Annotated in this window: 20 protein-coding genes and 2 tRNA genes; 19 read left to right on the top strand and 3 right to left on the bottom strand. The window is 58.3% G+C overall.

All coding sequences use genetic code 11. The features are described 5' to 3' along the window. Nucleotides 1–44 precede the first annotated feature (44 nt). From carB to C4J84_RS21865, 3 genes are read left to right on the top strand one after another with little or no spacing between them, the layout of a single operon-like run. Complete coding sequence (carB, locus tag C4J84_RS21875) at nucleotides 45–3266, top strand: carbamoyl-phosphate synthase large subunit (RefSeq protein ID WP_124364444.1); 3222 nt, start codon at nucleotides 45–47, stop codon at nucleotides 3264–3266. Further along, complete coding sequence (gene greA / locus C4J84_RS21870; RefSeq protein WP_124364443.1) at nucleotides 3263–3739, top strand: transcription elongation factor GreA; 477 nt, start codon at nucleotides 3263–3265, stop codon at nucleotides 3737–3739. Before carB ends, greA begins: the two co-directional genes overlap by 4 nt. A 28-nt stretch (nucleotides 3740–3767) precedes the next feature. Next, nucleotides 3768–4172: an MFS transporter gene (locus C4J84_RS21865; protein ID WP_124436085.1), complete on the top strand. Its 405-nt coding sequence runs from the start codon at nucleotides 3768–3770 to the stop codon at nucleotides 4170–4172. 9 nt (nucleotides 4173–4181) lie between these two features. Here C4J84_RS21865 and C4J84_RS21860 read toward each other — a convergent pair whose 3' ends face one another. Then, a complete protein-coding gene (locus C4J84_RS21860) occupies nucleotides 4182–4490 on the bottom strand; it encodes a YhbY family RNA-binding protein (protein ID WP_124364441.1) in 309 nt (102 codons plus the stop codon). A 105-nt stretch (nucleotides 4491–4595) separates the two neighbouring features. Between C4J84_RS21860 and rlmE the strand changes: the two genes are divergently transcribed. From rlmE to C4J84_RS21780, 16 genes are all read left to right on the top strand, one after another. After that, nucleotides 4596–5246 (top strand): 23S rRNA (uridine(2552)-2'-O)-methyltransferase RlmE, encoded by a 651-nt coding sequence (gene rlmE / locus C4J84_RS21855; RefSeq protein WP_032862906.1) that lies wholly within the window; start codon nucleotides 4596–4598, stop codon nucleotides 5244–5246. Between the two features lie 200 nt (nucleotides 5247–5446). Continuing rightward, on the top strand, nucleotides 5447–7357 hold the full coding sequence (gene ftsH / locus C4J84_RS21850; RefSeq protein ID WP_124364440.1) for an ATP-dependent zinc metalloprotease FtsH: 1911 nt from the start codon (nucleotides 5447–5449) through the stop codon (nucleotides 7355–7357). Between the two features lie 8 nt (nucleotides 7358–7365). Continuing rightward, entirely contained in the window at nucleotides 7366–8217 is an 852-nt protein-coding gene (gene folP, locus C4J84_RS21845; RefSeq protein WP_124430522.1) for a dihydropteroate synthase, read from the top strand. A gap of 16 nt (nucleotides 8218–8233) precedes the next feature. Then, nucleotides 8234–9571: a phosphoglucosamine mutase gene (gene glmM, locus C4J84_RS21840; protein ID WP_124436084.1), complete on the top strand. Its 1338-nt coding sequence runs from the start codon at nucleotides 8234–8236 to the stop codon at nucleotides 9569–9571. Nucleotides 9572–9637: 66 nt separating this feature from the next. Then, entirely contained in the window at nucleotides 9638–10393 is a 756-nt protein-coding gene (tpiA, locus tag C4J84_RS21835; RefSeq protein WP_043051841.1) for a triose-phosphate isomerase, read from the top strand. Between the two features lie 4 nt (nucleotides 10394–10397). After that, nucleotides 10398–10781 carry a preprotein translocase subunit SecG gene (secG, locus tag C4J84_RS21830; RefSeq protein WP_010206600.1) on the top strand — a complete coding sequence of 128 codons (384 nt, stop codon included), beginning with the start codon at nucleotides 10398–10400 and terminating at the stop codon, nucleotides 10779–10781. Between the two features lie 21 nt (nucleotides 10782–10802). Continuing rightward, nucleotides 10803–10888 (top strand) — tRNA-Leu (locus C4J84_RS21825). Between the two features lie 96 nt (nucleotides 10889–10984). Continuing rightward, nucleotides 10985–11061: transfer RNA gene (locus C4J84_RS21820), tRNA-Met, on the top strand. A gap of 140 nt (nucleotides 11062–11201) precedes the next feature. Continuing rightward, nucleotides 11202–11660, top strand: coding sequence for a ribosome maturation factor RimP (gene rimP, locus C4J84_RS21815; protein WP_164484568.1), 459 nt, complete (start codon nucleotides 11202–11204; stop codon nucleotides 11658–11660). Nucleotides 11661–11707: 47 nt separating this feature from the next. Further along, on the top strand, nucleotides 11708–13189 hold the full coding sequence (nusA, locus tag C4J84_RS21810; protein ID WP_057725019.1) for a transcription termination factor NusA: 1482 nt from the start codon (nucleotides 11708–11710) through the stop codon (nucleotides 13187–13189). Between the two features lie 27 nt (nucleotides 13190–13216). Beyond that, the gene (gene infB, locus C4J84_RS21805) at nucleotides 13217–15733 is read left to right on the top strand and encodes a translation initiation factor IF-2 (RefSeq protein ID WP_124364436.1); all 2517 of its coding nucleotides are present in this window, start codon (nucleotides 13217–13219) and stop codon (nucleotides 15731–15733) included. 159 nt (nucleotides 15734–15892) lie between these two features. Then, nucleotides 15893–16288, top strand: coding sequence for a 30S ribosome-binding factor RbfA (rbfA, locus tag C4J84_RS21800; protein ID WP_003176137.1), 396 nt, complete (start codon nucleotides 15893–15895; stop codon nucleotides 16286–16288). 3 nt (nucleotides 16289–16291) lie between these two features. Next, nucleotides 16292–17209 (top strand): tRNA pseudouridine(55) synthase TruB, encoded by a 918-nt coding sequence (gene truB / locus C4J84_RS21795; protein WP_003176136.1) that lies wholly within the window; start codon nucleotides 16292–16294, stop codon nucleotides 17207–17209. Between the two features lie 114 nt (nucleotides 17210–17323). Further along, nucleotides 17324–17593, top strand: coding sequence for a 30S ribosomal protein S15 (gene rpsO / locus C4J84_RS21790; protein ID WP_003176135.1), 270 nt, complete (start codon nucleotides 17324–17326; stop codon nucleotides 17591–17593). A gap of 195 nt (nucleotides 17594–17788) precedes the next feature. Continuing rightward, nucleotides 17789–19894 (top strand): polyribonucleotide nucleotidyltransferase, encoded by a 2106-nt coding sequence (pnp, locus tag C4J84_RS21785; protein ID WP_124436083.1) that lies wholly within the window; start codon nucleotides 17789–17791, stop codon nucleotides 19892–19894. 296 nt (nucleotides 19895–20190) lie between these two features. Continuing rightward, nucleotides 20191–20811, top strand: coding sequence for a BON domain-containing protein (locus C4J84_RS21780; protein ID WP_124436082.1), 621 nt, complete (start codon nucleotides 20191–20193; stop codon nucleotides 20809–20811). A gap of 275 nt (nucleotides 20812–21086) precedes the next feature. Here the strand turns inward: C4J84_RS21780 and C4J84_RS21775 are convergent, their stop codons facing one another. Then, nucleotides 21087–24020: a DUF748 domain-containing protein gene (locus C4J84_RS21775; protein ID WP_124436081.1), complete on the bottom strand. Its 2934-nt coding sequence runs from the start codon at nucleotides 24018–24020 to the stop codon at nucleotides 21087–21089. A gap of 87 nt (nucleotides 24021–24107) precedes the next feature. Further along, nucleotides 24108–25124: a class I SAM-dependent rRNA methyltransferase gene (locus C4J84_RS21770; protein WP_124436080.1), complete on the bottom strand. Its 1017-nt coding sequence runs from the start codon at nucleotides 25122–25124 to the stop codon at nucleotides 24108–24110. Between the last annotated feature and the right edge of the window lie 65 nt (nucleotides 25125–25189).

Below are 25189 nucleotides of genomic sequence, written 5' to 3'. Positions count from 1 at the left end.
CAAGACGGCTTGCCGACTGACCTGCGGATTTGAGTGACAAACCCATGCCAAAACGTACAGATATAAAAAGCATCCTGATTCTCGGCGCTGGCCCGATCGTGATCGGCCAGGCCTGCGAATTCGACTACTCCGGCGCCCAGGCCTGTAAAGCCCTGCGCGAGGAGGGCTACCGCGTCATCCTGGTGAACTCCAACCCGGCCACCATCATGACCGACCCGGCCATGGCCGACGCCACCTACATTGAACCGATCAAATGGCAGACCGTTGCCAAGATCATCGAGAAAGAGCGTCCGGACGCGCTGTTGCCGACCATGGGTGGCCAGACCGCACTGAACTGCGCCCTGGACCTGGAACGCGAAGGCGTCCTGGAAAAGTTCGGCGTAGAGATGATCGGTGCCAATGCCGACACCATCGACAAGGCTGAAGACCGTTCGCGTTTCGACAAGGCTATGAAGTCCATTGGCCTTGATTGCCCGCGCTCCGGTATCGCCCACAGCATGGAAGAGGCCAACGCCGTTCTCGAAAAGCTTGGCTTCCCGTGCATTATCCGTCCGTCCTTCACCATGGGCGGCACCGGTGGCGGCATTGCCTACAACCGTGAAGAGTTCGAAGAAATCTGCGCCCGTGGCCTGGACCTGTCGCCGACCAAAGAGCTGCTGATCGACGAATCCCTGATCGGTTGGAAAGAGTACGAGATGGAGGTTGTCCGCGATAAGAAGGACAACTGCATCATCGTCTGCTCCATCGAAAACTTCGACCCAATGGGCGTGCACACCGGTGACTCGATCACCGTTGCTCCAGCGCAGACCCTGACGGACAAGGAATACCAGATCATGCGTAACGCCTCGTTGGCGGTATTGCGTGAAATTGGCGTTGAAACCGGTGGTTCCAACGTCCAGTTCGGCATCTGCCCGGACACAGGCCGCATGGTCGTGATCGAGATGAACCCGCGTGTATCGCGTTCCTCGGCGCTGGCCTCAAAAGCCACCGGTTTCCCGATTGCGCGTATCGCTGCCAAGCTGGCGATCGGTTACACCCTGGACGAGCTGCAAAACGAAATCACGGGCGGCGCCATGCCGGCCTCTTTCGAGCCGTCTATCGACTACGTCGTGACCAAGTTGCCGCGCTTTGCCTTCGAGAAATTCCCCAAGGCTGATGCGCGCCTGACCACCCAGATGAAGTCTGTCGGTGAAGTCATGGCAATCGGCCGCACGTTCCAGGAATCCCTGCAGAAAGCCCTGCGCGGCCTGGAAGTCGGTGTTTGCGGCCTGGACGAAAAGCTCGACCTGAGCAACCCGGAAAGCATGAGCATCCTCAAGCGCGAGCTGACCGTGCCGGGCGCCGAGCGTATCTGGTACGTGGCTGACGCTTTCCGCGCTGGTCTGAGCGTCGAAGATATCTTCGGCATGAACATGATCGACCCGTGGTTCCTGGTGCAGATCGAAGACCTGATCAAGGAAGAAGAGAAGGTCAAGACCCTCGGTCTTTCGTCGATCGACCGCGACCTGATGTTCCGCCTCAAGCGCAAAGGCTTCTCCGACCAGCGCCTGGCCAAGCTGCTGGGTGTGACCGAGAAGAACCTGCGTACCCATCGTCACAAGCTGGATATCTTCCCGGTCTACAAGCGCGTTGACACCTGCGCTGCCGAGTTCGCCACCGACACGGCGTACATGTACTCCACCTATGAGGAAGAGTGCGAAGCTGCGCCGTCGGACCGCGACAAGATCATCATCCTCGGTGGTGGTCCGAACCGTATCGGCCAGGGCATCGAGTTCGACTACTGCTGCGTACACGCCGCCCTTGCACTGCGCGAAGACGGGTACGAGACCATCATGGTCAACTGCAACCCGGAAACTGTCTCCACTGACTACGACACTTCCGACCGCCTGTACTTCGAGCCGGTAACGCTGGAAGACGTATTGGAAATCTGCCGCGTCGAGAAGCCAAAAGGCGTGATCGTCCAGTACGGCGGGCAAACCCCGTTGAAACTGGCCCGTGCCCTGGAAGCGGCTGGTGTGCCGATCATCGGTACCAGCCCGGACGCCATCGACCGCGCTGAAGACCGCGAGCGCTTCCAGCAAATGGTTGAGCGCCTGAACCTGCGCCAGCCGCCGAACGCCACCGTGCGCAGCGAAGACGAAGCCATCCGCGCAGCCAGCAAGATCGGCTACCCGCTGGTGGTGCGTCCGTCCTACGTACTGGGCGGCCGTGCGATGGAGATCGTCTACGAAGAAGACGAACTCAAGCGCTACCTGCGTGACGCGGTGAAAGTGTCCAACGACAGTCCTGTGTTGCTCGACCACTTCCTCAACTGCGCCATCGAAATGGACGTGGATGCGGTTTGTGACGGTACTGATGTGGTGATCGGCGCGATCATGCAGCACATTGAACAGGCTGGCGTTCACTCCGGTGACTCCGCCTGCTCGCTGCCGCCTTACTCGTTGCCTGCGCATATCCAGGACGAGATGCGCGAACAGGTCAAGAAAATGGCCCTGGAGCTGGGTGTGGTCGGCTTGATGAACGTACAGTTGGCGCTGCAAGGCGAAGACATCTACGTCATCGAAGTCAACCCGCGCGCTTCGCGTACCGTGCCGTTCGTGTCCAAGTGCATCGGTGTGTCCCTGGCTATGATCGCTGCCCGCGTGATGGCCGGTAAGACATTGAAGGAAATCGGCTTCACCAAGGAAATCATTCCGAACTTCTACAGCGTGAAAGAGGCGGTGTTCCCATTCGCCAAGTTCCCTGGCGTGGACCCGATCCTCGGCCCAGAGATGAAGTCCACCGGTGAAGTGATGGGCGTGGGTGACACCTTCGGCGAAGCGTTCGCCAAGGCTCAGATGGGCGCCAGCGAAGTGCTGCCGACCGGCGGTACTGCGTTCATCAGCGTGCGTGATGACGACAAGCCACTGGTTGCGGGTGTAGCCCGTGATCTGATCAACTTGGGCTTTGAAGTCGTGGCTACCGCCGGGACCGCCAAGCTGATTGAGGCTGCCGGCCTGAAAGTGCGCCGCGTGAACAAGGTGACCGAAGGCCGTCCGCACGTGGTCGACATGATCAAGAACGACGAAGTCACGCTGATCATCAACACCACCGAAGGTCGCCAGTCGATCGCGGACTCCTACTCGATTCGCCGTAATGCCTTGCAGCACAAGATCTACTGCACCACCACCATTGCTGCAGGCGAAGCCATCTGCGAAGCGCTCAAGTTCGGTCCGGAAAAGACCGTGCGTCGCTTGCAGGATCTACACGCAGGATTGAAGGCATGATCAAATATCCAATGACCGTCCAGGGCGCCAAGGCCCTGGAAGAGGAGCACGCCCATCTGACCAAGGTCGTACGTCCAAAGCTGAGCCAGGACATCGGTACGGCCCGCGAGCTGGGTGACTTGAAGGAAAACGCCGAATACCACGCTGCTCGCGAGCAGCAGGGTATGGTCGAGGCGCGGATCCGTGACATCGAAGGCCGTATGCAGAATGCGGTGATCATCGACGTCACGACCATCCCGCACACCGGCAAGGTGATTTTCGGCACCACGGTGGAAATCGCCAACGTCGAGACGGATGAGCGCGTTGTCTACCAAATCGTGGGCGAAGACGAGGCTGACTTTAAACTCGGCAAGATTTCTGTTGGTTCGCCGCTGGCCCGCGCCCTGATCGCCAAGGAAGAAGGCGACGTGGTTGCCGTAAAAACGCCGAGCGGCGTGATTGAGTACGAGATTGTCGAAGTTCGTCACATCTGAAAGACGGCGCCCGCTTCGTGCGGGCGCCATGCTGTGGCAACTTTCCCAGATGCTTTGGGTGGGTGGCCTGTGGTTGTTGCATATTGGCGTGTTGCCGGCGCTGGGTTTAATAGGCCTGGCACCCTTGCTGATCGATGAGATCGACGGTTTGCTGACTACGTTGCTGGTGAGTTTTGCCGCAGCATGCGTGACGCTCCAGGCGTTGGTGCTGGTCAAGGCTGAAGGCTTGGGGAGTTTGTGGTGGGATATTCGCGGCCAACTGCTGTTGATGGCACTGTATGCGTGCGCAATGTATTGCATTGTGCATGTGTGGCTGCCGCAAGCGTTGCGCTGGCAGTTGTTCAGCTATCTTGTGCTAGGGTTTTCTGGCTTGGTGCTGGCGATACAGCCTGCGCCGGGATGGAGTGGCGGGGCGCGCGAAGCACGCCCTTGACCCTTGTCATCATTTGAAGCGATGAACGTTCGACAATTGCTTGTTGACGTTGAAGTTCTTGCGATGCAGCAGCGCCATCTTGCCGATAACCTGAACCAGGTCCGCTTTGCCAACCTTGCACAGTTCTGCAATGGCGGCCAGGCGCGCTTCGCGATCAAGGATATTGACCTTGATCTTGATCAGTTCATGATCATTGAGTGCGCGTTCGAACTCGGCTAACACACCTTCAGTCAAACCGTTGTCTGCCACAATCAGAACTGGTTTCAAATGGTGGCCAATGGATTTGTACTGTTTCTTCTGCTCTTGAGTGAGCGGCATAATCTGACCCCTGCGTCTGATCTTGTAAAAAGCGGCGGCCAGTTTACCCGAGCGAGTCCGGGACCGCCCAGTTAATCACGACCCGTTTTATTTTCGAGGTGGCCCGTGGCCCGTTCCAAAACCAGCCTTAAGTGGCTACAAGAACATTTCAACGATCCTTACGTCAAAAAGGCGCAGAAGGACGGCTACCGTTCCCGGGCCAGTTACAAGCTGCTGGAGATCCAGGACAAGGACAAACTGATCCGGCCTGGCATGAGCGTTATCGACCTGGGTGCTGCTCCCGGTGGCTGGTCCCAGGTGACCAGTCGTCTGATTGGTGGGCAGGGCCGCTTGATCGCTTCCGACATCCTGGAAATGGACAGCATCCCGGATGTGACCTTTGTTCATGGGGACTTCACTCAGGACGCCGTGCTCGCGCAGATCCTCGAGGCCGTCGGAAATTCGCAGGTAGACCTTGTGATTTCCGACATGGCCCCCAATATGAGTGGATTACCGGCTGTTGATATGCCGCGCGCCATGTTCCTGTGCGAATTGGCACTGGATCTGGCTGGACGGGTGTTGCGTCCGGGTGGTGACTTCCTGGTCAAGGTCTTCCAGGGCGAAGGGTTTGACGAGTACCACAAGAACATCCGCAAGCTGTTTGACAAGGTTCAAACGCGTAAACCTGACTCTTCCCGGGACAGGTCCCGTGAGCAATACCTGCTCTGCCGCGGCTTTCGCGGTGTGGAAGGCGCGGCGAGCGAAGAGCGTTTTTGAGGAATTGGAGGAGGGCGATAGGTTTTTTTATATCGCTTTCGTCACGAAGCTTTACGAATATTGTGTAGTTAAAGTTTCACAAAGGGTTACAGACGGCGCCTGCCAGTGGTGTAGGTAATGTAGTAAGTTAGGCCGGTGAATATCATGCGAAGCGCGCGCCAGTAGCGGAGCTTGCTTCAGAGGGTAGTTAATTGAACGATATGGCAAAGAATCTGATCCTGTGGTTGATCATCGCGGCTGTCCTGGTGACGGTGATGAACAACTTCTCCAGCCCTAACGAGCCGCAGACCCTCAACTATTCCGACTTCATCCAGCAAGTTAAGGATGGCAAGGTCGAGCGCGTAGCGGTTGATGGCTATGTGATTACCGGCAAGCGTGTCGATGGCGACAGCTTCAAGACCATTCGTCCGGCCATTCAGGACAACGGTCTGATCGGCGACCTGGTAGATAACAAGGTCGTCGTGGAAGGCAAGCAGCCTGAGCAGCAGAGCATCTGGACCCAGCTTCTGGTAGCCAGCTTCCCGATCCTGGTTATTATCGCCGTGTTCATGTTCTTCATGCGCCAGATGCAAGGTGGTGCGGGAGGCAAGGGCGGGCCGATGAGCTTCGGCAAGAGCAAGGCACGGCTGCTCTCGGAGGACCAGGTGAAAACGACCCTGGCGGATGTCGCCGGTTGCGACGAAGCCAAGGAAGAAGTGGGTGAACTGGTCGAGTTCCTGCGCGATCCTGGCAAGTTCCAGCGCCTGGGCGGGCGTATTCCTCGCGGCGTGCTGATGGTCGGCCCGCCGGGTACCGGTAAAACCTTGCTGGCCAAGGCGATTGCCGGCGAAGCCAAGGTGCCGTTCTTCACCATTTCCGGTTCTGACTTTGTCGAGATGTTTGTCGGCGTCGGTGCCAGCCGTGTTCGCGATATGTTCGAACAGGCCAAGAAGCACGCGCCATGCATCATCTTCATTGACGAAATCGACGCCGTTGGTCGCCACCGTGGCGCCGGCATGGGCGGCGGTCATGACGAGCGTGAGCAGACCCTCAACCAGTTGCTGGTGGAGATGGACGGTTTCGAGATGAATGACGGCATTATCGTCATCGCCGCAACCAACCGTCCGGACGTATTGGACCCTGCGCTGCTGCGTCCAGGCCGTTTCGACCGTCAGGTGGTCGTGGGCTTGCCGGATATCCGTGGTCGCGAGCAGATCCTTAAAGTCCACATGCGCAAAGTGCCGATGGGCGACGACGTGGCTCCGGGCGTGATTGCCCGTGGTACGCCAGGCTTCTCCGGTGCCGACCTTGCCAACCTGGTGAACGAGGCTTCGTTGTTCGCGGCCCGCACCGGCAAGCGCATCGTTGAAATGAAAGAGTTCGAGTTGGCCAAGGACAAGATCATGATGGGCGCTGAGCGCAAATCCATGGTCATGTCCGAGAAAGAAAAACAGAACACCGCCTATCACGAGGCCGGTCACGCCATTGTTGGCCGCGTTGTGCCTGAGCATGACCCGGTCTACAAGGTGTCGATTATTCCACGCGGTCGTGCGTTGGGTGTGACGATGTTCTTGCCGGAAGAGGATCGCTACAGCCTCTCCAAGCGTGCGCTGATCAGCCAGATCTGCTCGCTGTACGGCGGTCGAATCGCAGAAGAAATGACCCTGGGCTTCGACGGGGTGACTACCGGCGCTTCCAACGACATCATGCGTGCCAGCCAGATCGCACGAAATATGGTGACCAAGTGGGGCTTGTCGGAAAAACTCGGTCCATTGATGTATGCCGAGGAAGAAGGCGAGGTATTCCTGGGCCGTGGCGGTGGCGGTCAAAGCGCCAGTTTCTCGGGTGAGACAGCCAAGCTGATCGACTCCGAGGTGCGCAGCATCATTGACCAGTGCTACGGCACGGCCAGGCAGATCCTCACCGACAATCGCGACAAGCTGGACGCGATGGCAGATGCGCTGATGAAGTACGAGACCATTGATGCCGATCAGATCGACGACATCATGGCCGGTCGTACCCCTCGGGAGCCGCGCGATTGGGAAGGTGGTTCGGGTACCTCGGGCACTCCGCCAGTGGTGCAGAATGAGCGTCCTGAAGCCCCGATCGGCGGCCCTGCAGCTGACCACTAAGGGTTGAAATGATTTTCGCGTCGTCCTCCACCCGGTTGCCTTGCGGCAACCGGGTTCTTGATTTGGCCCATACACATGTCATGGGCATTCTTAACGTCACTCCAGACTCGTTTTCCGATGGTGGTCGCTTCAGCCAGCAGGATGCCGCGTTACGTCATGCAGAGGCGATGGTGGCTGCCGGTGCAACGTTGATTGATGTCGGCGGTGAGTCAACCCGGCCTGGTGCTCGCGCTGTTTCTCCTGTGGAGGAGCTGGAGCGGGTGGCGCCGATTGTCGAGCGCATCGCCCGTGAGCTGGATGTGATCATCTCTGTGGATACCTCGACGCCAGCGGTGATGCGTGAAACCGCGCGCCTGGGAGCGGGGCTCATCAATGATGTGCGTGCGTTGCGGCGTGACGGTGCTCTCGATGCCGCTGCGGCGACTGGCCTGCCGGTGTGTCTGATGCATATGCTGGGCGAGCCCGGCAATATGCAGGATAATCCGCACTACGACGATCTGGTGGGCGAAGTCAGTGGTTTTCTTGCCGACAGGGTCGCTCAGTGTGCCTCCGTGGGCATTGGTCCGGAAAAGATCATTCTTGATCCAGGGTTTGGCTTCGCCAAGACCCTGCAACATAATTTAAGCCTGTTCAAACATATGGAGGCCCTGCACGCCCTTGGTCGGCCCTTGTTGGTCGGTGTTTCGCGCAAGAGCATGATAGGGCAGGCCTTGAATCGCCCGGTTGGTGAGCGCTTGTTTGGCGGCCTCGCGCTGGCTGCGCTTGCCGTGACCAAGGGCGCTCGTATTTTGCGTGTGCATGACGTTGCCGAGACGGTGGACGTGGTGCGCATGATTGCCGCTGTAGAATCAGCCGAATAAGAATGATGGAGCACTCATGACTAAAAAATATTTTGGCACCGACGGTATCCGTGGTCGGGTCGGTGAATACCCGATTACGCCGGATTTCATGCTCAAGCTGGGTTGGGCGGCAGGTATGGCGTTCCGCAGCATGGGCGCGTGCCGCATCCTGGTTGGCAAGGACACGCGTATTTCGGGCTACATGTTTGAATCCGCGCTGGAGGCCGGGTTGTCTGCTGCCGGTGCCGATGTAATGCTGCTGGGCCCCATGCCGACGCCGGCGATCGCCTACCTGACGCGTACCTTTCACGCTGAAGCCGGTATCGTGATCAGTGCTTCGCACAATCCCCATGATGACAATGGCATCAAGTTTTTCTCGGGGCAGGGCACCAAACTGCCGGACGAGATCGAGCTGATGATCGAAGAGCTGCTGGATGCTCCGATGACGGTGGTGGAGTCCAGCAAGCTGGGCAAAGTGTCGCGCATCAATGATGCCTCCGGCCGCTACATCGAGTTCTGTAAGAGCAGCGTTCCGAGCAGCACCAGTTTTGCCGGGCTTAAGATTGTCGTCGATTGCGCCCATGGCGCGACCTACAAAGTGGCGCCGAGCGTATTCAAGGAGCTCGGTGCGCAGGTCACCGTGCTGTCGGCCCAGCCTAACGGGTTGAACATCAACGACAACTGCGGCTCCACGCACATGGAGCAGTTGCAGGCGGCCGTTCTGGCTGAGCATGCGGACCTGGGCATCGCATTCGATGGCGATGGCGACCGCGTGCTGATGGTGGATCACACCGGCATGATCGTGGATGGCGATGACCTGCTGTTCATCATTGCCCGAGACTTGCATGAGCGTAACAAGCTGCAGGGCGGTGTCGTTGGCACCCTGATGAGTAATCTCGGGCTTGAGTTGGCGTTGGCGGAGCTGGGCATTCCGTTCATTCGCGCCAATGTCGGTGACCGTTATGTGATCGCCGAGCTGCTGGAGCGCAACTGGCTGGTGGGCGGTGAGAATTCGGGGCACGTGGTGTGCTTCCAGCACACCACAACGGGCGACGCTATCATCGCTGCGCTGCAGGTGCTTCTGGCCTTGCGTCGCCGTCAGGAAAGCCTGGCCCAAGCGCGACAGGCGCTGCGCAAGTGTCCGCAGGTACTGCTCAACGTGCGTTTCGCCGGTGGCGCAAACCCGATCGAGCACCCTTCTGTCAAAGAAGCGTGCGAGCGCGTGACCCAGGCGATGGCAGGGCGTGGGCGTGTGTTATTGCGCAAGTCCGGCACGGAGCCTCTGGTGCGGGTGATGGTCGAGGGCGAGGACGAAATACAGGTTCGCGGCCATGCCGAAGACCTGGCAAAGCTGGTAACTGAAGTTTGCGCCTGAATTCGGCTTGCCAGTGGTGATGTGGTTGGGTAACATCTGCGCCCACTTTGACCGACGGGGTACAGCATGCGTCGCACTATGGTAGCTGGTAACTGGAAGATGCACGGTACCCGCGCCAGTGTCGCTGAGCTGATCAATGGCCTTCGTCACTTGGCCTTGCCTGGCGGTGTTGATGTCGCGGTGTTCCCGCCCTGCTTGCATATCAACCAAGTGGTTGATGGCTTGAAGGGTAAGTCGATTCAGGTCGGCGCGCAGAACTCTGCGGTGGAGCCCATGCAAGGTGCGTTGACCGGTGAGATTTCGCCGAGTCAGCTGGTTGATGCGGGCTGTTCCTATGTGCTTGTCGGGCACTCCGAGCGTCGTCAGATGATGGGCGAGCGTGATGGAACCCTCAACCGCAAGTTCGCAGCGGCACAGGCTTGTGGCTTGATTCCAGTGTTGTGCATTGGGGAAACCCTTGAGCAGCGTGAGTCGGGCAAGACACTTGAAGTTGTCTCGCGTCAGCTGGGCAGCATCATCGAAGAGCTGGGTGTCGGTGCATTTGCAAAAGCGGTCATTGCTTACGAGCCGGTCTGGGCCATTGGCACCGGGCTGACTGCTACACCGCAACAGGCGCAGGATGTGCACGCAGCCATCCGCGCGCAGTTGGCGGCAGAGAATTCTGAAGTCGCACAAGGTGTGCGTCTTCTATACGGCGGCAGCGTGAAGGCGGCCAATGCGGTCGAACTGTTCGGCATGCCGGATATCGATGGGGGGCTCATTGGTGGAGCTTCCCTGAATGCAGATGAGTTCGGTGCGATCTGTCGCGCCGCGGGAAACTGAAAAAATGCTGGAAACAGTCGTAGTCGTTTTTCATCTGTTGGCTGCCCTGGGCGTAGTTGCCCTGGTTTTGTTGCAACAGGGCAAAGGTGCGGATGCTGGTGCGTCTTTCGGTGCAGGTGCTTCAAATACTGTATTCGGAAGCCAAGGTTCCTCTACCTTTCTTAGTAAGTTTACTGCTATACTTGCCGCCGGTTTCTTCATAACCAGCTTAGGGTTAGGTTACTTTGCTAAAGAGAAAGCTCATGTGCTGACTCAAGTAGGTTTGCCAAACCCAGCAGTGTTGGAAGTACCAAAAGCAAAACCGGCTTCTGATGATGTCCCGGTGCTTCAAGAGCAAAAGTCGGCTACTCCAGCGACTGACGTGCCTCCAGCTCAAGAGCAGAAGTAAGAAGGTTGTAAACGCTGTATTGCCGAGGTGGTGGAATTGGTAGACACGCAACCTTGAGGTGGTTGTGCCCATAGGGTGTAGGGGTTCGAGTCCCCTTCTCGGTACCAATTATCAGGAGAGCCCGCTGTTGCGGGCTTTCTTGTAGGTGGAAGGTTACATTGACCCAGTAAGGGATCGGTCGTATACTTCCGCCCCAGCTTTGTCGCGGGGTGGAGCAGTCTGGTAGCTCGTCGGGCTCATAACCCGAAGGTCGTCGGTTCAAATCCGGCCCCCGCAACCAGTTTTAGCGGAGCCCCTTTTAAGGGGCTTTTTGTTAGCTGGACACTTTCAACGCCGCTGTTCGACGGCGTTTCAAGGATGGGCGTTTCGCCCATTTTTTTATTTTGCACAGCATGCACATACATGCACGAGGGGGTTCAGGTGTCGAGCAAGCTAGAAGAGTTGCAGGCCTTGCTGGCCCCGGTGGTCGTGGCCCTAGGCTATGAATGCTGGGGTATTGAGTTTTCGGCTCAAGGTCGCCACTCAATGTTGCGCGTTTATATCGATAAAGAGGGCGGCGTGCTGGTGGACGATTGTGCCATTGTCAGCCGTCAGATCAGCGGTGTCCTGGATGTTGAAGATCCAATCGCCGTTGAATACACCCTTGAAGTTTCCTCGCCAGGCATGGAACGCCCACTGTTCACTATTGAGCAGTTTGCAAAATTTGCCGGTGAACAAGTGAAGATCAAGCTGCGCTCCCCCTTCGAAGGGCGACGCAACTTTCAGGGCCTTCTGCGCGGTGTAGAAGAGCAGGATGTCGTGGTGCAGGTAGAAGACCATGAGTTCCTGTTGCCGATCGATATGATCGACAAGGCCAACATTATTCCCAGTTTTGGCTGAGACGCGGATCCCGCGGATCCAATGGCTTGCGAAAGGCGAGGCGTACGATGAGCAAAGAAGTACTGCTGGTTGTTGAGTCGGTATCCAATGAAAAGGGCGTACCGGCAAACGTGATTTTTGAAGCGCTGGAGCTGGCTCTGGCCACTGCGACCAAAAAGCGTTTCGAAGATGAAGTTGATCTGCGTGTGGAAATCAACCGCCACACCGGTGCCTATGAGACTTTCCGTCGCTGGACGGTCGTCGAAGAAGCCGATCTTGATGATCCGGCGATTGAAACCTGGCCGAGCAAGGTTGCGCAAACGCACCCTGGCGCCAACGTCGGTGATGTCGTCGAAGAGAAGATCGAATCGATCGAGTTCGGCCGTATCGCTGCACAGACCGCCAAGCAGGTCATCGTGCAGAAGGTTCGCGAAGCCGAGCGTGCTCAAGTCGTCGACGCCTATCGCGAGCGCCTGGGTGAAATCATCTCCGGCACCGTGAAGAAAGTCACCCGCGACAACGTGATCGTCGACCTGGGCAACAACGCTGAAGCGTTGCTGGCCCGTGAAGACATCATTTCTCGCGAAACCTTCCGTGTCGGCGTGCGCTTGCGTGCGCTGCTCAAGGAAATCCGCACCGAGAACCGCGGCCCTCAGTTGATCCTGTCGCGTACCGCGCCGGAAATGCTGATCGAGCTGTTCCGTATCGAAGTGCCGGAAATTGCCGAAGGCCTGATCGAAGTCATGGCTGCGTCCCGCGACCCGGGTTCGCGCGCCAAGATCGCGGTCCGCTCCAAGGACAAACGCATCGACCCGCAGGGCGCTTGCATTGGTATGCGCGGTTCGCGCGTCCAGGCAGTGTCGGGTGAGCTGGGCGGTGAGCGTGTGGACATCGTCCTGTGGGACGATAACCCGGCGCAGTTCGTGATCAACGCCATGTCGCCAGCTGAAGTGGCGGCAATTATCGTTGACGAAGATGCCCATGCAATGGACATCGCCGTTGGCGCAGACAATCTGGCTCAGGCCATTGGTCGTGGTGGTCAGAACGTGCGTCTGGCCAGCCAACTGACCGGTTGGACCCTGAACGTGATGACCGAATCGGACATCCAGGCTAAGCAGCAAGCTGAAACCGGCGACATCCTGCGCAACTTTATCGAAGAGTTGGAAGTCGATGAAGACCTGGCTCAGGTGCTGGTAGATGAAGGCTTCACCAGCCTGGAAGAGATTGCCTACGTACCGTTGGAAGAAATGCTCAACATCGACGGCTTTGACGAAGACACCGTCAACGAGCTTCGCGCTCGGGCCAAGGATCGTTTGTTGACTAAAGCCATCGCTACTGAGGAAAAGCTGGCAGACGCCCATCCGGCCGAAGACCTGCTCTCGCTTGAGGGTATGGACAAGGATTTGGCGATGGAACTGGCGGTGCGCGGCGTAATTACCCGCGAAGACCTGGCCGAGCAGTCTATTGACGATCTGCTCGACATCGACGGCATTGACGAAGATCGTGCCGGCAAGTTGATCATGGCCGCCCGAGCCCATTGGTTCGAGTAATTAGGCGCGGCCTGAGGAGAGAAGTGCATGACGCAAGTCACGGTGAAACAACTGGCCGATGAGGTCAAAACACCGGTAGAGCGCCTGTTGCAGCAGATGCGTGAGGCAGGTCTGCCGCACACCGCCGCCGATGAAGGTGTGAGCGATAGTGAGAAGCAGTCTTTGCTGACTCACTTGAAGAGCAGCCACAAGGCGAAAGTGGAAGAACCGCGCAAGATTACATTGCAGCGCAAAACCACCAGCACCCTGCGTGTAGCGGGTAGCAAAAGCATCAGCGTTGAAGTACGCAAGAAGAAAGTCTTCGTACAGCGCAGCCCGGAAGAAATCGAAGCCGAGCGCAAACGCGAACTTGAAGAGCGTCGCGCAGTAGAGAATGCTGCTCGTCAGAAGGCTGAAGAAGAAGCCAAGCGTCGCGCCGAAGAAGAAGCGCGTCGCCAGCCTACTGCTGCGCAACCTGCTAACACTGACGCGGTTGCCGCTCCTGTTGAAGCTGTGCGTGAGGCCGCTCCGGTGGCTGCCGCACCTGCTCCTGCAGCAGATGCCCGCAAGCGCGACGAACCTCGTCGTCCGGACAAACCGCGTGCCGACGATAACAATCGTCGCGGTGGTGGTGGCGATGGCGAGCGTAAAAACGCTCCACATCGTGCCTCGGTCAAAGAGAAAGCGCCTGCTCCACGCGTTGCCCCACGTACTACCGACGAAGAGAGCGATAGCTTCCGTCGCGGTGGTCGCGGCAAGGCCAAGCTGAAAAAACGCAACGCCCACGGTTTCCAGAGCCCAACCGGCCCTGTCGTGCGTGATGTGCAGATCGGCGAGACCATCACCGTTGGCGATCTCGCCAATCAGATGTCGGTCAAGGCTGCTGAAATCATCAAGTTCATGTTCAAACTGGGTACTCCAGCGACCATCAACCAGGTGCTTGATCAGGAAACTGCTCAGTTGGTAGCCGAAGAACTGGGCCATAAAGTGACCCTGGTCAGCGACACCGCCCTGGAAGATTCCCTGGCCGAGTCCCTGAAGTTTGAAGGTGAGACGTTCTCCCGTGCGCCAGTTGTGACCGTAATGGGCCACGTTGACCACGGTAAGACATCCCTGCTCGACTACATCCGTCGTGCCAAGGTAGCTGCTGGCGAAGCCGGTGGTATCACCCAGCACATCGGTGCGTACCACGTTGAAACCGAGCGCGGCATGGTCACCTTCCTCGACACCCCAGGTCACGCCGCGTTTACCGCAATGCGTGCCCGTGGTGCCAAGGCGACTGACATCGTGATCCTGGTCGTTGCAGCGGACGATGGCGTGATGCCGCAGACCATTGAAGCTGTCCAGCATGCCAAGGCCGCTGGCGTTCCACTGGTTGTTGCAGTGAACAAGATCGACAAGCCGGGCGCCGATCTCGATCGCATCCGTAGCGAACTGTCGGTTCACGGCGTGACGTCCGAAGAGTGGGGCGGTGATACGCCGTTCGTTTCGGTATCGGCCAAGGTCGGTACTGGCGTGGACGAACTGCTCGAAGCGGTCCTGCTGCAGGCTGAAGTACTCGAACTGAAAGCAACTCCATCGGCTCCAGGCCGTGGTGTTGTGGTTGAATCGCGTCTCGACAAAGGTCGCGGTCCGGTTGCAACCGTCCTGGTTCAAGACGGTACCCTGCGCCAAGGCGACATGGTGCTGGTCGGTTCGAACTATGGTCGCGTGCGTGCCATGCTCGACGAGAACGGCAAGCCAATCAAGGAAGCCGGTCCTTCCATCCCTGTCGAGATCCTCGGCCTGGACGGTACCCCGGACGCTGGCGACGAGATGAGCGTGGTTGCCGACGAGAAGAAAGCCCGTGAAGTGGCTCTGTTCCGTCAAGGCAAGTTCCGCGAAGTCAAACTGGCTCGTGCTCACGCCGGCAAGCTTGAAAACATCTTCGAGAACATGGGCCAGGCAGAGAAGAAGACGCTTAACATCGTCCTCAAATCTGACGTACGCGGTTCCCTCGAAGCGTTGAACGGCGCCTTGAACGGCCTGGGTAACGACGAAGTGCAAGTGCGCGTTGTCGGTGGCGGTGTCGGTGGTATCACCGAGTCCGACGCCAACCTGGCACTGGCTTCCAACGCTGTACTGTTCGGCTTCAACGTGCGTGCCGATGCTGGCGCTCGCAAGATCGTCGAGCAGGAAGGCCTGGACATGCGTTACTACAACGTCATCTACGACATCATCGAAGACGTCAAGAAAGCCCTTACCGGCATGCTTGGCAGCGACGTCCGGGAGAATATCCTGGGTGTTGCCGAGGTGCGTGACGTGTTCCGCTCGCCGAAATTCGGCGCGATCGCCGGTTGCATGGTTATTGAAGGTGTTGTGCACCGTAACCGTCCAATCCGTGTACTGCGTGAAGACATCGTTATCTTCGAAGGCGAGCTGGAATCCCTGCGCCGCTTCAAGGATGACGCTTCCGAAGTACGTGCCGGCATGGAATGCGGTATCGGCGTCAAGAGCTACAACGACGTCAAGCCTGGCGACAAGATCGAAGTCTACGAGAAGGTCCAGGTTGCTCGCAGCCTCTAACTCGCGCACTTCCGGAGCCACGCGGCGTGTGGGCATGCAAATGCCCCGCGTAGCGTACGGACTCTAAACGCAACGCCCGGTCTGGCTTTTGTCAGGCCGGGCGTTTGCCGCTTTCAGACCCCACGGGTTTCACCGTGTGGCAGCAACAGGTAACAAGACATGGCAAAAGAATACAGCCGTACCCAACGTATCGGCGATCAGATGCAGCGCGAGCTGGCCCAACTGATCCGTCGCGAAGTCAAAGACCCGCGCGTTGGCCTGGTCACCATCACCGCCGTTGAAGTGAGCCGTGACGTGGGTCACGCCAAAATCTTCATCACCGTGATGGGCCAGGACAACAGCGAAGAAATCGCGCAAAGCATCAAGGTGCTCAACTCGGCCGCAGGTTTCCTGCGCATGCAGTTGGCCCGTGAAATGAAATTGCGCAGCGTTCCGCAGTTGCACTTCCACTACGACGAAAGCGTCGTACGTGGCGCACATTTGTCGGCACTGATCGAGCGCGCCGTGGCTGAAGACAGCCAGCATCCGTCCACACCTGAAGACGCTAAGGAGTAAGCGGTGGCTCAGGTCAAACGTATCCGCCGTAACGTCAGTGGCATCATTCTGCTCGACAAGCCCATTGGCTTTACCTCCAATGCCGCGTTGCAGAAGGTTCGCTGGCTGCTCAACGCCGAAAAGGCCGGGCACACTGGTAGCCTCGACCCGCTGGCCACCGGCGTGCTGCCGTTGTGCTTTGGCGAGGCGACCAAGTTCTCGCAATACCTGCTCGATTCCGACAAGGGTTATGAAACCCTGATGCAACTGGGCAAGACCACCACCACGGCCGACGCCGAAGGTGATGTGTTGCAGGTTCGCGATGTGACCGTTGGTCGTGCCGATATTGAAGCCGCCTTACCCGCTTTCCGTGGGCAAATCAGCCAGATACCGCCGATGTACTCGGCTCTCAAGCGTGACGGGCAACCTCTTTACAAGCTGGCACGTGCGGGTGAAGTGGTGGAGCGTGAACCGCGTTCTGTTACTATTGCCCGGCTGGAATTGCTCGCCTGTGAAGGTGACACCGCCCGATTGGCCGTGGACTGCAGCAAAGGCACCTATATCCGTACCCTGGTGGAAGATATTGGTGAGCAACTGGGCTGTGGCGCATACGTTGCCGAACTGCGACGTACACAGGCCGGCCCTTTCACCCTGGCCCAGACGGTCACGCTGGAAGAGCTCGAAGCGGTACACGCCGAAGGCGGCAACGAAGCGGTAGATCGCTTCCTGATGCCATCGGACAGCGGTTTGCTGGATTGGCCATTGCTGCACTTCTCGGAACACAGCGCGTTCTACTGGCTCAACGGCCAACCGGTACGCGCCCCGGATGCTCCGAAGTTCGGCATGGTGCGAGTACAGGATCATAACGGTCGTTTCATCGGTATCGGTGAAGTGAGCGAAGACGGGCGCATCGCGCCGCGTCGACTGATTCGGTCAGAATGACCGAACGAGTGTGGCTGTTAACAGGCATGGTCAACACTCATTTTTAGATACAGGGATTTGTCCCTGGCCTGTTGAAACTACCCCTGGGTGGTTTCCTGAAAAAAGGATTGCCTCATGGCTCTCGACGTTCAAGAAAAAGCACAAATCGTAGCTGACTATCAGCAAGCTGTTGGTGACACTGGTTCGCCAGAAGTGCAAGTTGCACTGCTGACCCACAACATCAACAAACTGCAAGGTCACTTCAAGGCCAACGGTAAAGATCACCACTCCCGTCGTGGTCTGATCCGCATGGTAAACCAGCGCCGTAAGCTGCTGGACTACCTGAAGGGCAAGGATCTGGGTCGTTATCAGGCTCTGATCGGTCGCCTGGGTCTGCGTCGCTAATCAGCGATTGCGCTAGAGGTTGGTTGTCTGCCGTGTGTCAGTGGGATTCCCGCTGGCCCATGGCAGGCTCCCAGCCTCAAGTTTTATCTGGATACACGTTTTACCCCTGGACAAGGGTCGGGCCGATTCCCGGCATTGCCCAAGAATTTCGCAAGAAAACAAGTTCCCCAAGAGCCACAAAGAAGGTAGGACACCGTGAACCCGGTTATCAAAAAATTCCAGTTCGGTCAGTCGACCGTTACCCTCGAGACAGGCCGTATCGCCCGTCAAGCCTCCGGCGCAGTGCTGGTTACCGTTGACGACGACGTTACCGTACTGGTGACCGTGGTTGGCGCCAAGACCGCTGACCCGAGCAAAGGCTTTTTCCCTCTGTCCGTTCACTACCAGGAAAAGACTTACGCTGCCGGTAAGATCCCTGGCGGTTTCTTCAAGCGCGAAGGCCGTCCTTCCGAGAAAGAAACCCTGACTTCCCGACTGATCGACCGTCCGATCCGTCCGCTGTTCCCAGAAGGCTTCATGAACGAAGTGCAGGTTGTCTGCACCGTCGTTTCCACCAGCAAGAAAACCGATCCGGACATCGCTGCGATGATCGGTACCTCGGCTGCACTGGCCATCTCCGGCATTCCTTTCGATGGCCCGATCGGCGCAGCTCGCGTTGCTTTCCACGAAAGCACCGGCTACCTGCTGAACCCGACTTACGAGCAACAAAAAGCCTCGAGCCTGGACATGGTCGTTGCCGGTACCTCGGAAGCGGTATTGATGGTTGAATCGGAAGCCAAAGAGCTGACCGAAGACCAGATGTTGGGCGCCGTACTGTTTGCTCACGACGAGTTCCAGGTTGTGATCAATGCGGTTAAAGAACTGGCTGCCGAAGCCGCCAAGCCAACCTGGGCCTGGGCTCCTGCGCCTGAAGCCACCGCACTGCTGGGCGCTATCCGCGCAGAGTTCGGTGCTGCTATCTCCGATGCCTACACCATCACCGTCAAGGCCGACCGTTACGCTCGCCTGGGCGAGTTGAAGGACCAGGTCGTGGCCAAGCTGTCCGGTGAAGAAGGCCAGCCTTCCGCCAGCGAAGTCAAAGCAGCCTTCGGCGAAATCGAATACCGCACCGTTCGCGAAAACATCGTGAACGGCAAGCCGCGTATCGACGGTCGCGATACCCGCACCGTGCGTCCGCTGAACATCGAAGTCGGCGTTCTGCCGAAGACTCACGGTTCGGCTCTGTTCACCCGTGGTGAAACCCAGGCTCTGGTAGTCGCGACGCTGGGCACCGCCCGTGACGCACAGCTGCTGGACACTCTGGAAGGCGAGAAAAAAGACCCGTTCATGCTGCACTACAACTTCCCTCCGTTCTCGGTGGGCGAGTGTGGTCGCATGGGTGGCGCTGGTCGTCGCGAAATCGGTCACGGCCGTCTGGCCCGTCGCTCGGTCCAGGCCATGCTGCCGGCTGCTGACGTGTTCCCGTACACCATTCGTGTTGTATCGGAAATCACCGAGTCCAACGGTTCCAGCTCCATGGCTTCCGTTTGCGGTGCTTCGCTGGCATTGATGGACGCCGGTGTGCCGATGAAGGCGCCGGTTGCCGGTATCGCCATGGGCCTGGTTAAAGAAGGCGAGAAGTTCGCCATCCTGACCGACATCCTGGGCGACGAAGACCACCTGGGCGACATGGACTTCAAGGTAGCCGGTACCGCCAAAGGCGTGACCGCACTGCAGATGGACATCAAGATCAAGGGCATCACCGAAGAGATCATGGAAATCGCTCTGGGCCAAGCCCTGGAAGCGCGCCTGAACATCCTCGGCCAGATGAACCAGATCATTGGTCAGTCGCGTACCGAGCTGTCGGAAAATGCTCCGACTATGATCGCGATGAAAATCGACACCGACAAAATCCGTGATGTCATCGGTAAAGGCGGCGCGACGATCCGTGCGATCTGTGAAGAAACCAAGGCCTCGATCGATATCGAAGACGACGGTTCGATCAAGATCTTCGGCGAAACCAAGGAAGCGGCTGAAGCTGCACGTCAGCGCGTCCTGGGCATCACCGCTGAAGCCGAAATCGGCAAGATCTACGTCGGTAAGGTTGAGCGCATCGTCGACTTCGGTGCCTTCGTCAACATCCTGCCGGGCAAAGACGGTCTGGTGCACATCTCCATGCTGAGCGACGCTCGCGTTGAGAAAGTGACCGACATTCTCAAAGAAGGCCAGGAAGTGGAAGTGTTGGTACTGGACGTGGACAACCGCGGCCGTATCAAACTGTCCATCAAGGACGTAGCAGCAGCCAAGGCTTCGGGCGTTTAATCACCCGCAAGCTTTACGCTGAAAGAAAGGACTCTGCGGAGTCCTTTTTTTATGCGCGCGAGAAAGTGAAGCGGAATCAGCTGTTTAGCCTCTCCCAAAAGCCGCAACTTGCATGCAGGCACGATGACCTTCATGCAAGTTGCACGATTCCGAAAATCAGGTGTTTTTTTAACTCTTTGTTTTATAAGAGTTTTTAACTGTACGGCGACTTGGCACACTGCCTGCACTATCTCTAGTAGCGCTGCAGCACCAAGATTTACGTGCTGCAGTCTTTTAATAAAACAGGAGTTACTCGTATGAAGAAGTTCGCTCTCGCTACTGCTACCGCTCTGACTCTGGCCATGGGTGCTAACGTAGCCTTTGCTCAGACTTCCCAAGCCCCGATGACCTTGGCGGCAGGTGAAGTGACCAAAGCCAAAGAGTCTACCTCGGACACTTGGATCACCACCAAAGTCAAAGCTGACCTGCTGACTGAAAAAGGCATCCCAGGTTCGGACATCAAGGTTGAAACCAACAAAGGCGTGGTTTCCCTGTCTTCCGACGTAGCTATCTCGGATTCGCAGAAAGCGACCGCTGTAGCGATCACCAAGAAAATCAAAGGCGTGACTGCTGTTTCGGCAGACGGCCTGCTGGCTGGCGGCGCTACCAAGGCTGACGGTATCGACAAAACCAAAGGCGCAGCCCATAACGCTGGAGAGGCGACTAGCGACACTTGGATCACCACCAAAGTGAAAGCTGACCTGGTTACCGAAAAAGGTATTCCTGGCACTGACATCAAGGTTGAAACCAACAAAGGCGTAGTGTCCCTGTCGTCCCCTACCGCTGTGACCGCCGCGCAGAAAGAAACTGCTGTTGCGATCACCAAGAAAATCAAAGGCGTTAAAGCTGTTTCGGCCGATGGCCTGAAAGCAGAGTAACGTTGCAGGTTTCGTCTGAACTGAATGGCGGCGGCGTGGGGTGAGTTAGTTATCCATCCCATGCACCTCTGGAGTTCATGCGACCGACCACACGGATGTGGTCATTACAGGCCCCGGCACTTGTGTCGGGGCCTGTTCTATTTGGTGCGCAATAATTTGCCGGCCAGACGAGGATTAAAAAATGTGGGAGGGGGCTTGCTCCCGATAGCGCTGCAGCAGTCAACATATCATTGACTGCTGCAGCGCTATCGGGAGCAAGCCCCCTCCCAAATTGGTTACTCGGCATCCAGGTGCATCGGCGTAACGACCCGGCCATCCTTCTCGGCCTGCCCCAACTGCGCATCAATGAAGTACACGCGGTCGTCTTCCAGCTGCCCCTTATCCACCAGATAGTCCTTGATGGTACTGGCGCGGTCCTGGCCCAGCTGGCGCAGCAGCACGTCACTGCCACTCCAGAACTTGATCACGCCGTCTTTGAGCCGGGCTGTGCGCTCGTCAGTGCCAAGGTCTTTCCATTCGGCCGGTGGTTGCTGTTTCAGGCGGGTACGGTAGATGCCTTCCAGCAAAGGCGCTTTTTCCTTCTCCGGCACCACAAGCAATGACGCCTGGGCCGGGACTTTATCGCCGCGACGCTGCAGGATTTTGTAGTAGTTGTACTGGTACTCACGCTCCAGCCGTTGTGCGGCCAGCAACGGGCCGTCACTGCTGGCCGCTGCGGTCCCTTCGATTTCCAGGCGCAGGGCAGGGCGTTCCTTGAGTGCCTTGGCCAGCGTGTTGAGGGCGCCTTCGGCATCCTTATTCAATTCACTGGAGCCAGCGGCGAACGACACATTACCCAGGTCTTCCGAGCCCCCGCCGCTGACCAGCCCGCCAATGAACTTGAAGGGTGCCGTCGCTGCGCGCACCACGAGGTTACGCAGGGTTTGCCACACAATCGGCATCACGCTGAATTGTGGGTTGTTCAAGTCACCGGTGACCGGCAATTCGATGGAGATTTTGCCGTCGCTGTCCTTGAGCAGGGCAACCGCCAGGCGAATCGGCAAGTCTACGGCATCGGCGCTGTCGACCTTCTCACCCAGTTGCAGCTGCTCGACCACCACTTTGTTCTCGGCCTTCAACTGGCCTTTGGTGATCATGTAATGCAGGTCCAGGTTCAGGCGACCCTTGCGGATTCGAAAGCCCGCGAATTTGCCCGAGTACGGCGTCAGGGTGGTCAACTCGACGCGTTTGAAGCTGGTCGCGATGTCCAGCGCTGCCATGGGGTCAAACGGGTTTACGCTGCCCTTGATGGTCACTGGCGCATAACGGTCTACCTTGCCCTTGATGTCGACGCTGGCCGGCTTGGCCTGGCGACTGTCAATGGTGCCGATCTGGCCGTTGAGTTGTTGAATCGCGGTGGCGAAGTTGGGTGTGAGGCTGAAGTCGGCGAAATTGGCCGAGCCGTCGTTGATCGCAATCTGGCCGATGCGGATGCCCAGCGGCTTGTCTTTGCTTGATGCCGACTTGGCCGCCGGCTTGGTACCGCTGTCGGCCGGCTGTGGAATCAGCAGGTCGTCAATGTTGGTGGTGCGGTCATCGTTGATCATGAAGCGCGCATAGGGCTGCAGCAGGTTGACCTTGTCGATCGTCAGGCTGTCGCCATGCTGGTAATTGACGCCTTCCAGCACCAGCCGCTGCCATTTGAGGAAGTCGCGGGACTTGAGGGTGTCGAGGGTGTGCAGCTGATCTATCTGCGCCCGGCCGGTGACCTGGAGGGCCAGCGGCTCGGTGCTTTTCAGGTTCACATCCAGGTTGCTGCCGAGCATGCCGCTGCGCAGCTCCAGGCGGATGAACGGGCTGATGTAGGCTTGGGCGACGCGCAGGTCGATGTCTTGGGTGTTCACCTTCAGCTTGGCGCTGACCGGGTTCAGGTTGACCTCGCCGGTTGCCTGAATCTTGCCCTGCTTGCCCAAGCCGGTGTCGACTTTCAAGGTAAAAGGGCTCTGGTTGAGGCTGTCGAAGTTTTGCACGTCGACGTTCAACGGGCCCAGCTCCAGTGCTACCGCAGGGTTGGCCTGACGGTCAGCCAAGTGCACCTGGTAATTGCGCAGTTGCACATCCTTGAGCAGCACTTGCCAGGGTTTGTTCGGCGCCGCCGGTGGCGCTTCAGGCGAATCGGCCGTGGCTGGCGCGGAGGCGGGCTCAGGGGCCTTGGCCGGTTTGCTGGGTTGGCTGGCGAACAGCTTTTGCCAATCCAGTTGCCCATCGGCTTCGCGGGCAGCCCAGGTTTCCAGCTTGTTGCTGCGGATCTTGCCGATCACCACCTTCTGTTTAGCCAGGTCCACCGTGGTCTCGCTGACGTCCAGGCGTTCCAGGCGTGCCAAGGGCCGGCCATCCGGGGCCTTGATCGCAAAGGGCGCGATGCTGGCGACGGTGTTGGTCAGGTTCAGTTCGGTCTCTTTGGCCAGGCTGAATTTATAGTCGGTGCTGAAATTGAGCACACCGTCCTCGAGCACCAGCGGCAACGCATCGCGCACGTACGGCCACCAGGCTTTCATCTTGCCGTCGGTGACTTTCAGCGAGCCTTCGGAGGTGATCGGTACCAGGCTGAAGTTGCCTTTCCAGTCGATCTGCCCACCCTCGGGGCCGGCGGCCACCAGGGTCATGTCGGCGTTATCTTCCGGCAAGGTGCTGAGGTTTTTCAGCTCGAAGTCGAGTGTGTCGTAGAGAAATTCGATGGGTTCGCTGGGGCGCAGATCCTGGAAGTGCACATAACCGCGCGCCAGCTTGATGCTGTCGATACGCAGCGGGAAAGGCTTGGCATCGGGGGCGGCGGGGGTTGGTTCGCTCGGCGGCAACTTGAACAACTGCGCCAGGTTCAGTTGGCCGGACTTGTCGAAGAGCACTTCGGTCTTGGGCTGATCGAGTTGCACATCGGCCAGGTGCAGGGCGCGGGTCCAGAGACTGTCGATCTGCAGGTTGGCGTAGAGGCGCTCGAAACCCAACTGTTCCTTGCCCGGTTCACCGATCTTCAGGCCCCATAGCGTCAGCTCCAGGCTGAACGGGTTGAGCTCGATACGCTCGATACGCGCCGGTACCGTCGCGTAATCGGCCAACTGTTGGTTGGCAATGCGAAGGGCAATGCCGGGCAGAATCAAAAAGCCCAGCAAGCTGTACAACGCAAGGGCGGTCAACAAGGCGCCTAGGGCGCGGATCAATCCTTTGGGCATGGGTGACGCCATCTATGTCGAACGAGAGTGCCTTGGAGTATGGCACGGGATTTCGGTTCCGAAGAACCGCAGGGCTTGGGAAACTTCCTACAATTGCAGGATCAGGGTCTTCAGCGGAGGTTGCTGGTCTTTCGACGGAAAGTCCGCTCCCGGCGCCATGGCCTGCCAATCGCGTACAGGGCGGCCGGCTTTTTCCGCGCAACGCAGCACCTGTTCGCGCCAGTCCTCCATGCTCACTTTCGCCAGGTTGTTGCAGCAAATGAGCACACCATTATCGGCGGTGGCCAACAATGCCGGCTTGAGCAGGCTTTGGTAGTCGCGCAACAGGTCGACGGTGCCGAACGCGCTTTTGGCCCAGGCGGGGGGATCGAGCAGCACCAGGTCATATTGACGCTGTTCCAGGCGCGGATAGCTCGGCAGTTTCTGGCCACGGCGCTGGGTGATCGCAAGGCCGGCCAGTTGGCGAATGGCCGGGAAATAATCGGACTGCACGAATTCCATCGTCGGCACGTGCGGGTTAAGCAGGCCGTTCTCGCGCCCTACGGCCAGGTTGCCCTCGGCAAAGTCCAGGTTGCAGACCTCGCGTGCGCCACCGGCAGCGGCGCTCAAGCCGACGCCGCAGGTGTAGGCGAACAGATTGAGCACGCTTTTACCGGCGCTGTGGTCCTTGACCCAGCCGCGAGTGTTGCGCAGGTCGAGAAACAGCAGCGGGTCCTGCCCGGCATGCCGTCCACGCACACGGTAGTTAAGGCCCCATTCGTGACCGACCAGGTCTTCCAGTGCGGCAGGTTGGGCGCGGTATACCGCGTCTTCACGGTCGATGCGCGAATTGCCACGGGAGCGGTCGTTGTATACCAGCAGTAACTCCAGGCCCATGTAGTGGTTGATCAGTTGGTGCAGGTCCAACAGATCAGCGCTTTGCAGGGATTGGTGGAAGCTCTGCACCAACAATTGCGGACCGTAGCGGTCGATTGTCAGGCCGCCGGCGCCTTCCTGGCTGCCGTGGAACAAACGGTAGCAATCGGTACCTTGGGCATGCAGTTCACTGATCAGGTCTTGGCGATGATCGAGAGCGGCGCGCAGCGCCTGGTTCAAGGGAGTCATGGAGCGCGCCTTGCTTGCGGGTAAATGAGTACAAAGGGGGCGCGCAGTTTAACAGCCCCGGCCTG

Origin of the sequence: Pseudomonas sp. R11-23-07 (assembly GCF_003852295.1) — a bacterium.
Lineage (GTDB): Bacteria > Pseudomonadota > Gammaproteobacteria > Pseudomonadales > Pseudomonadaceae > Aquipseudomonas.
Note: the sequence above shows the minus strand (reverse complement) of the source record. Positions and strands in the feature narration are given on the sequence as shown.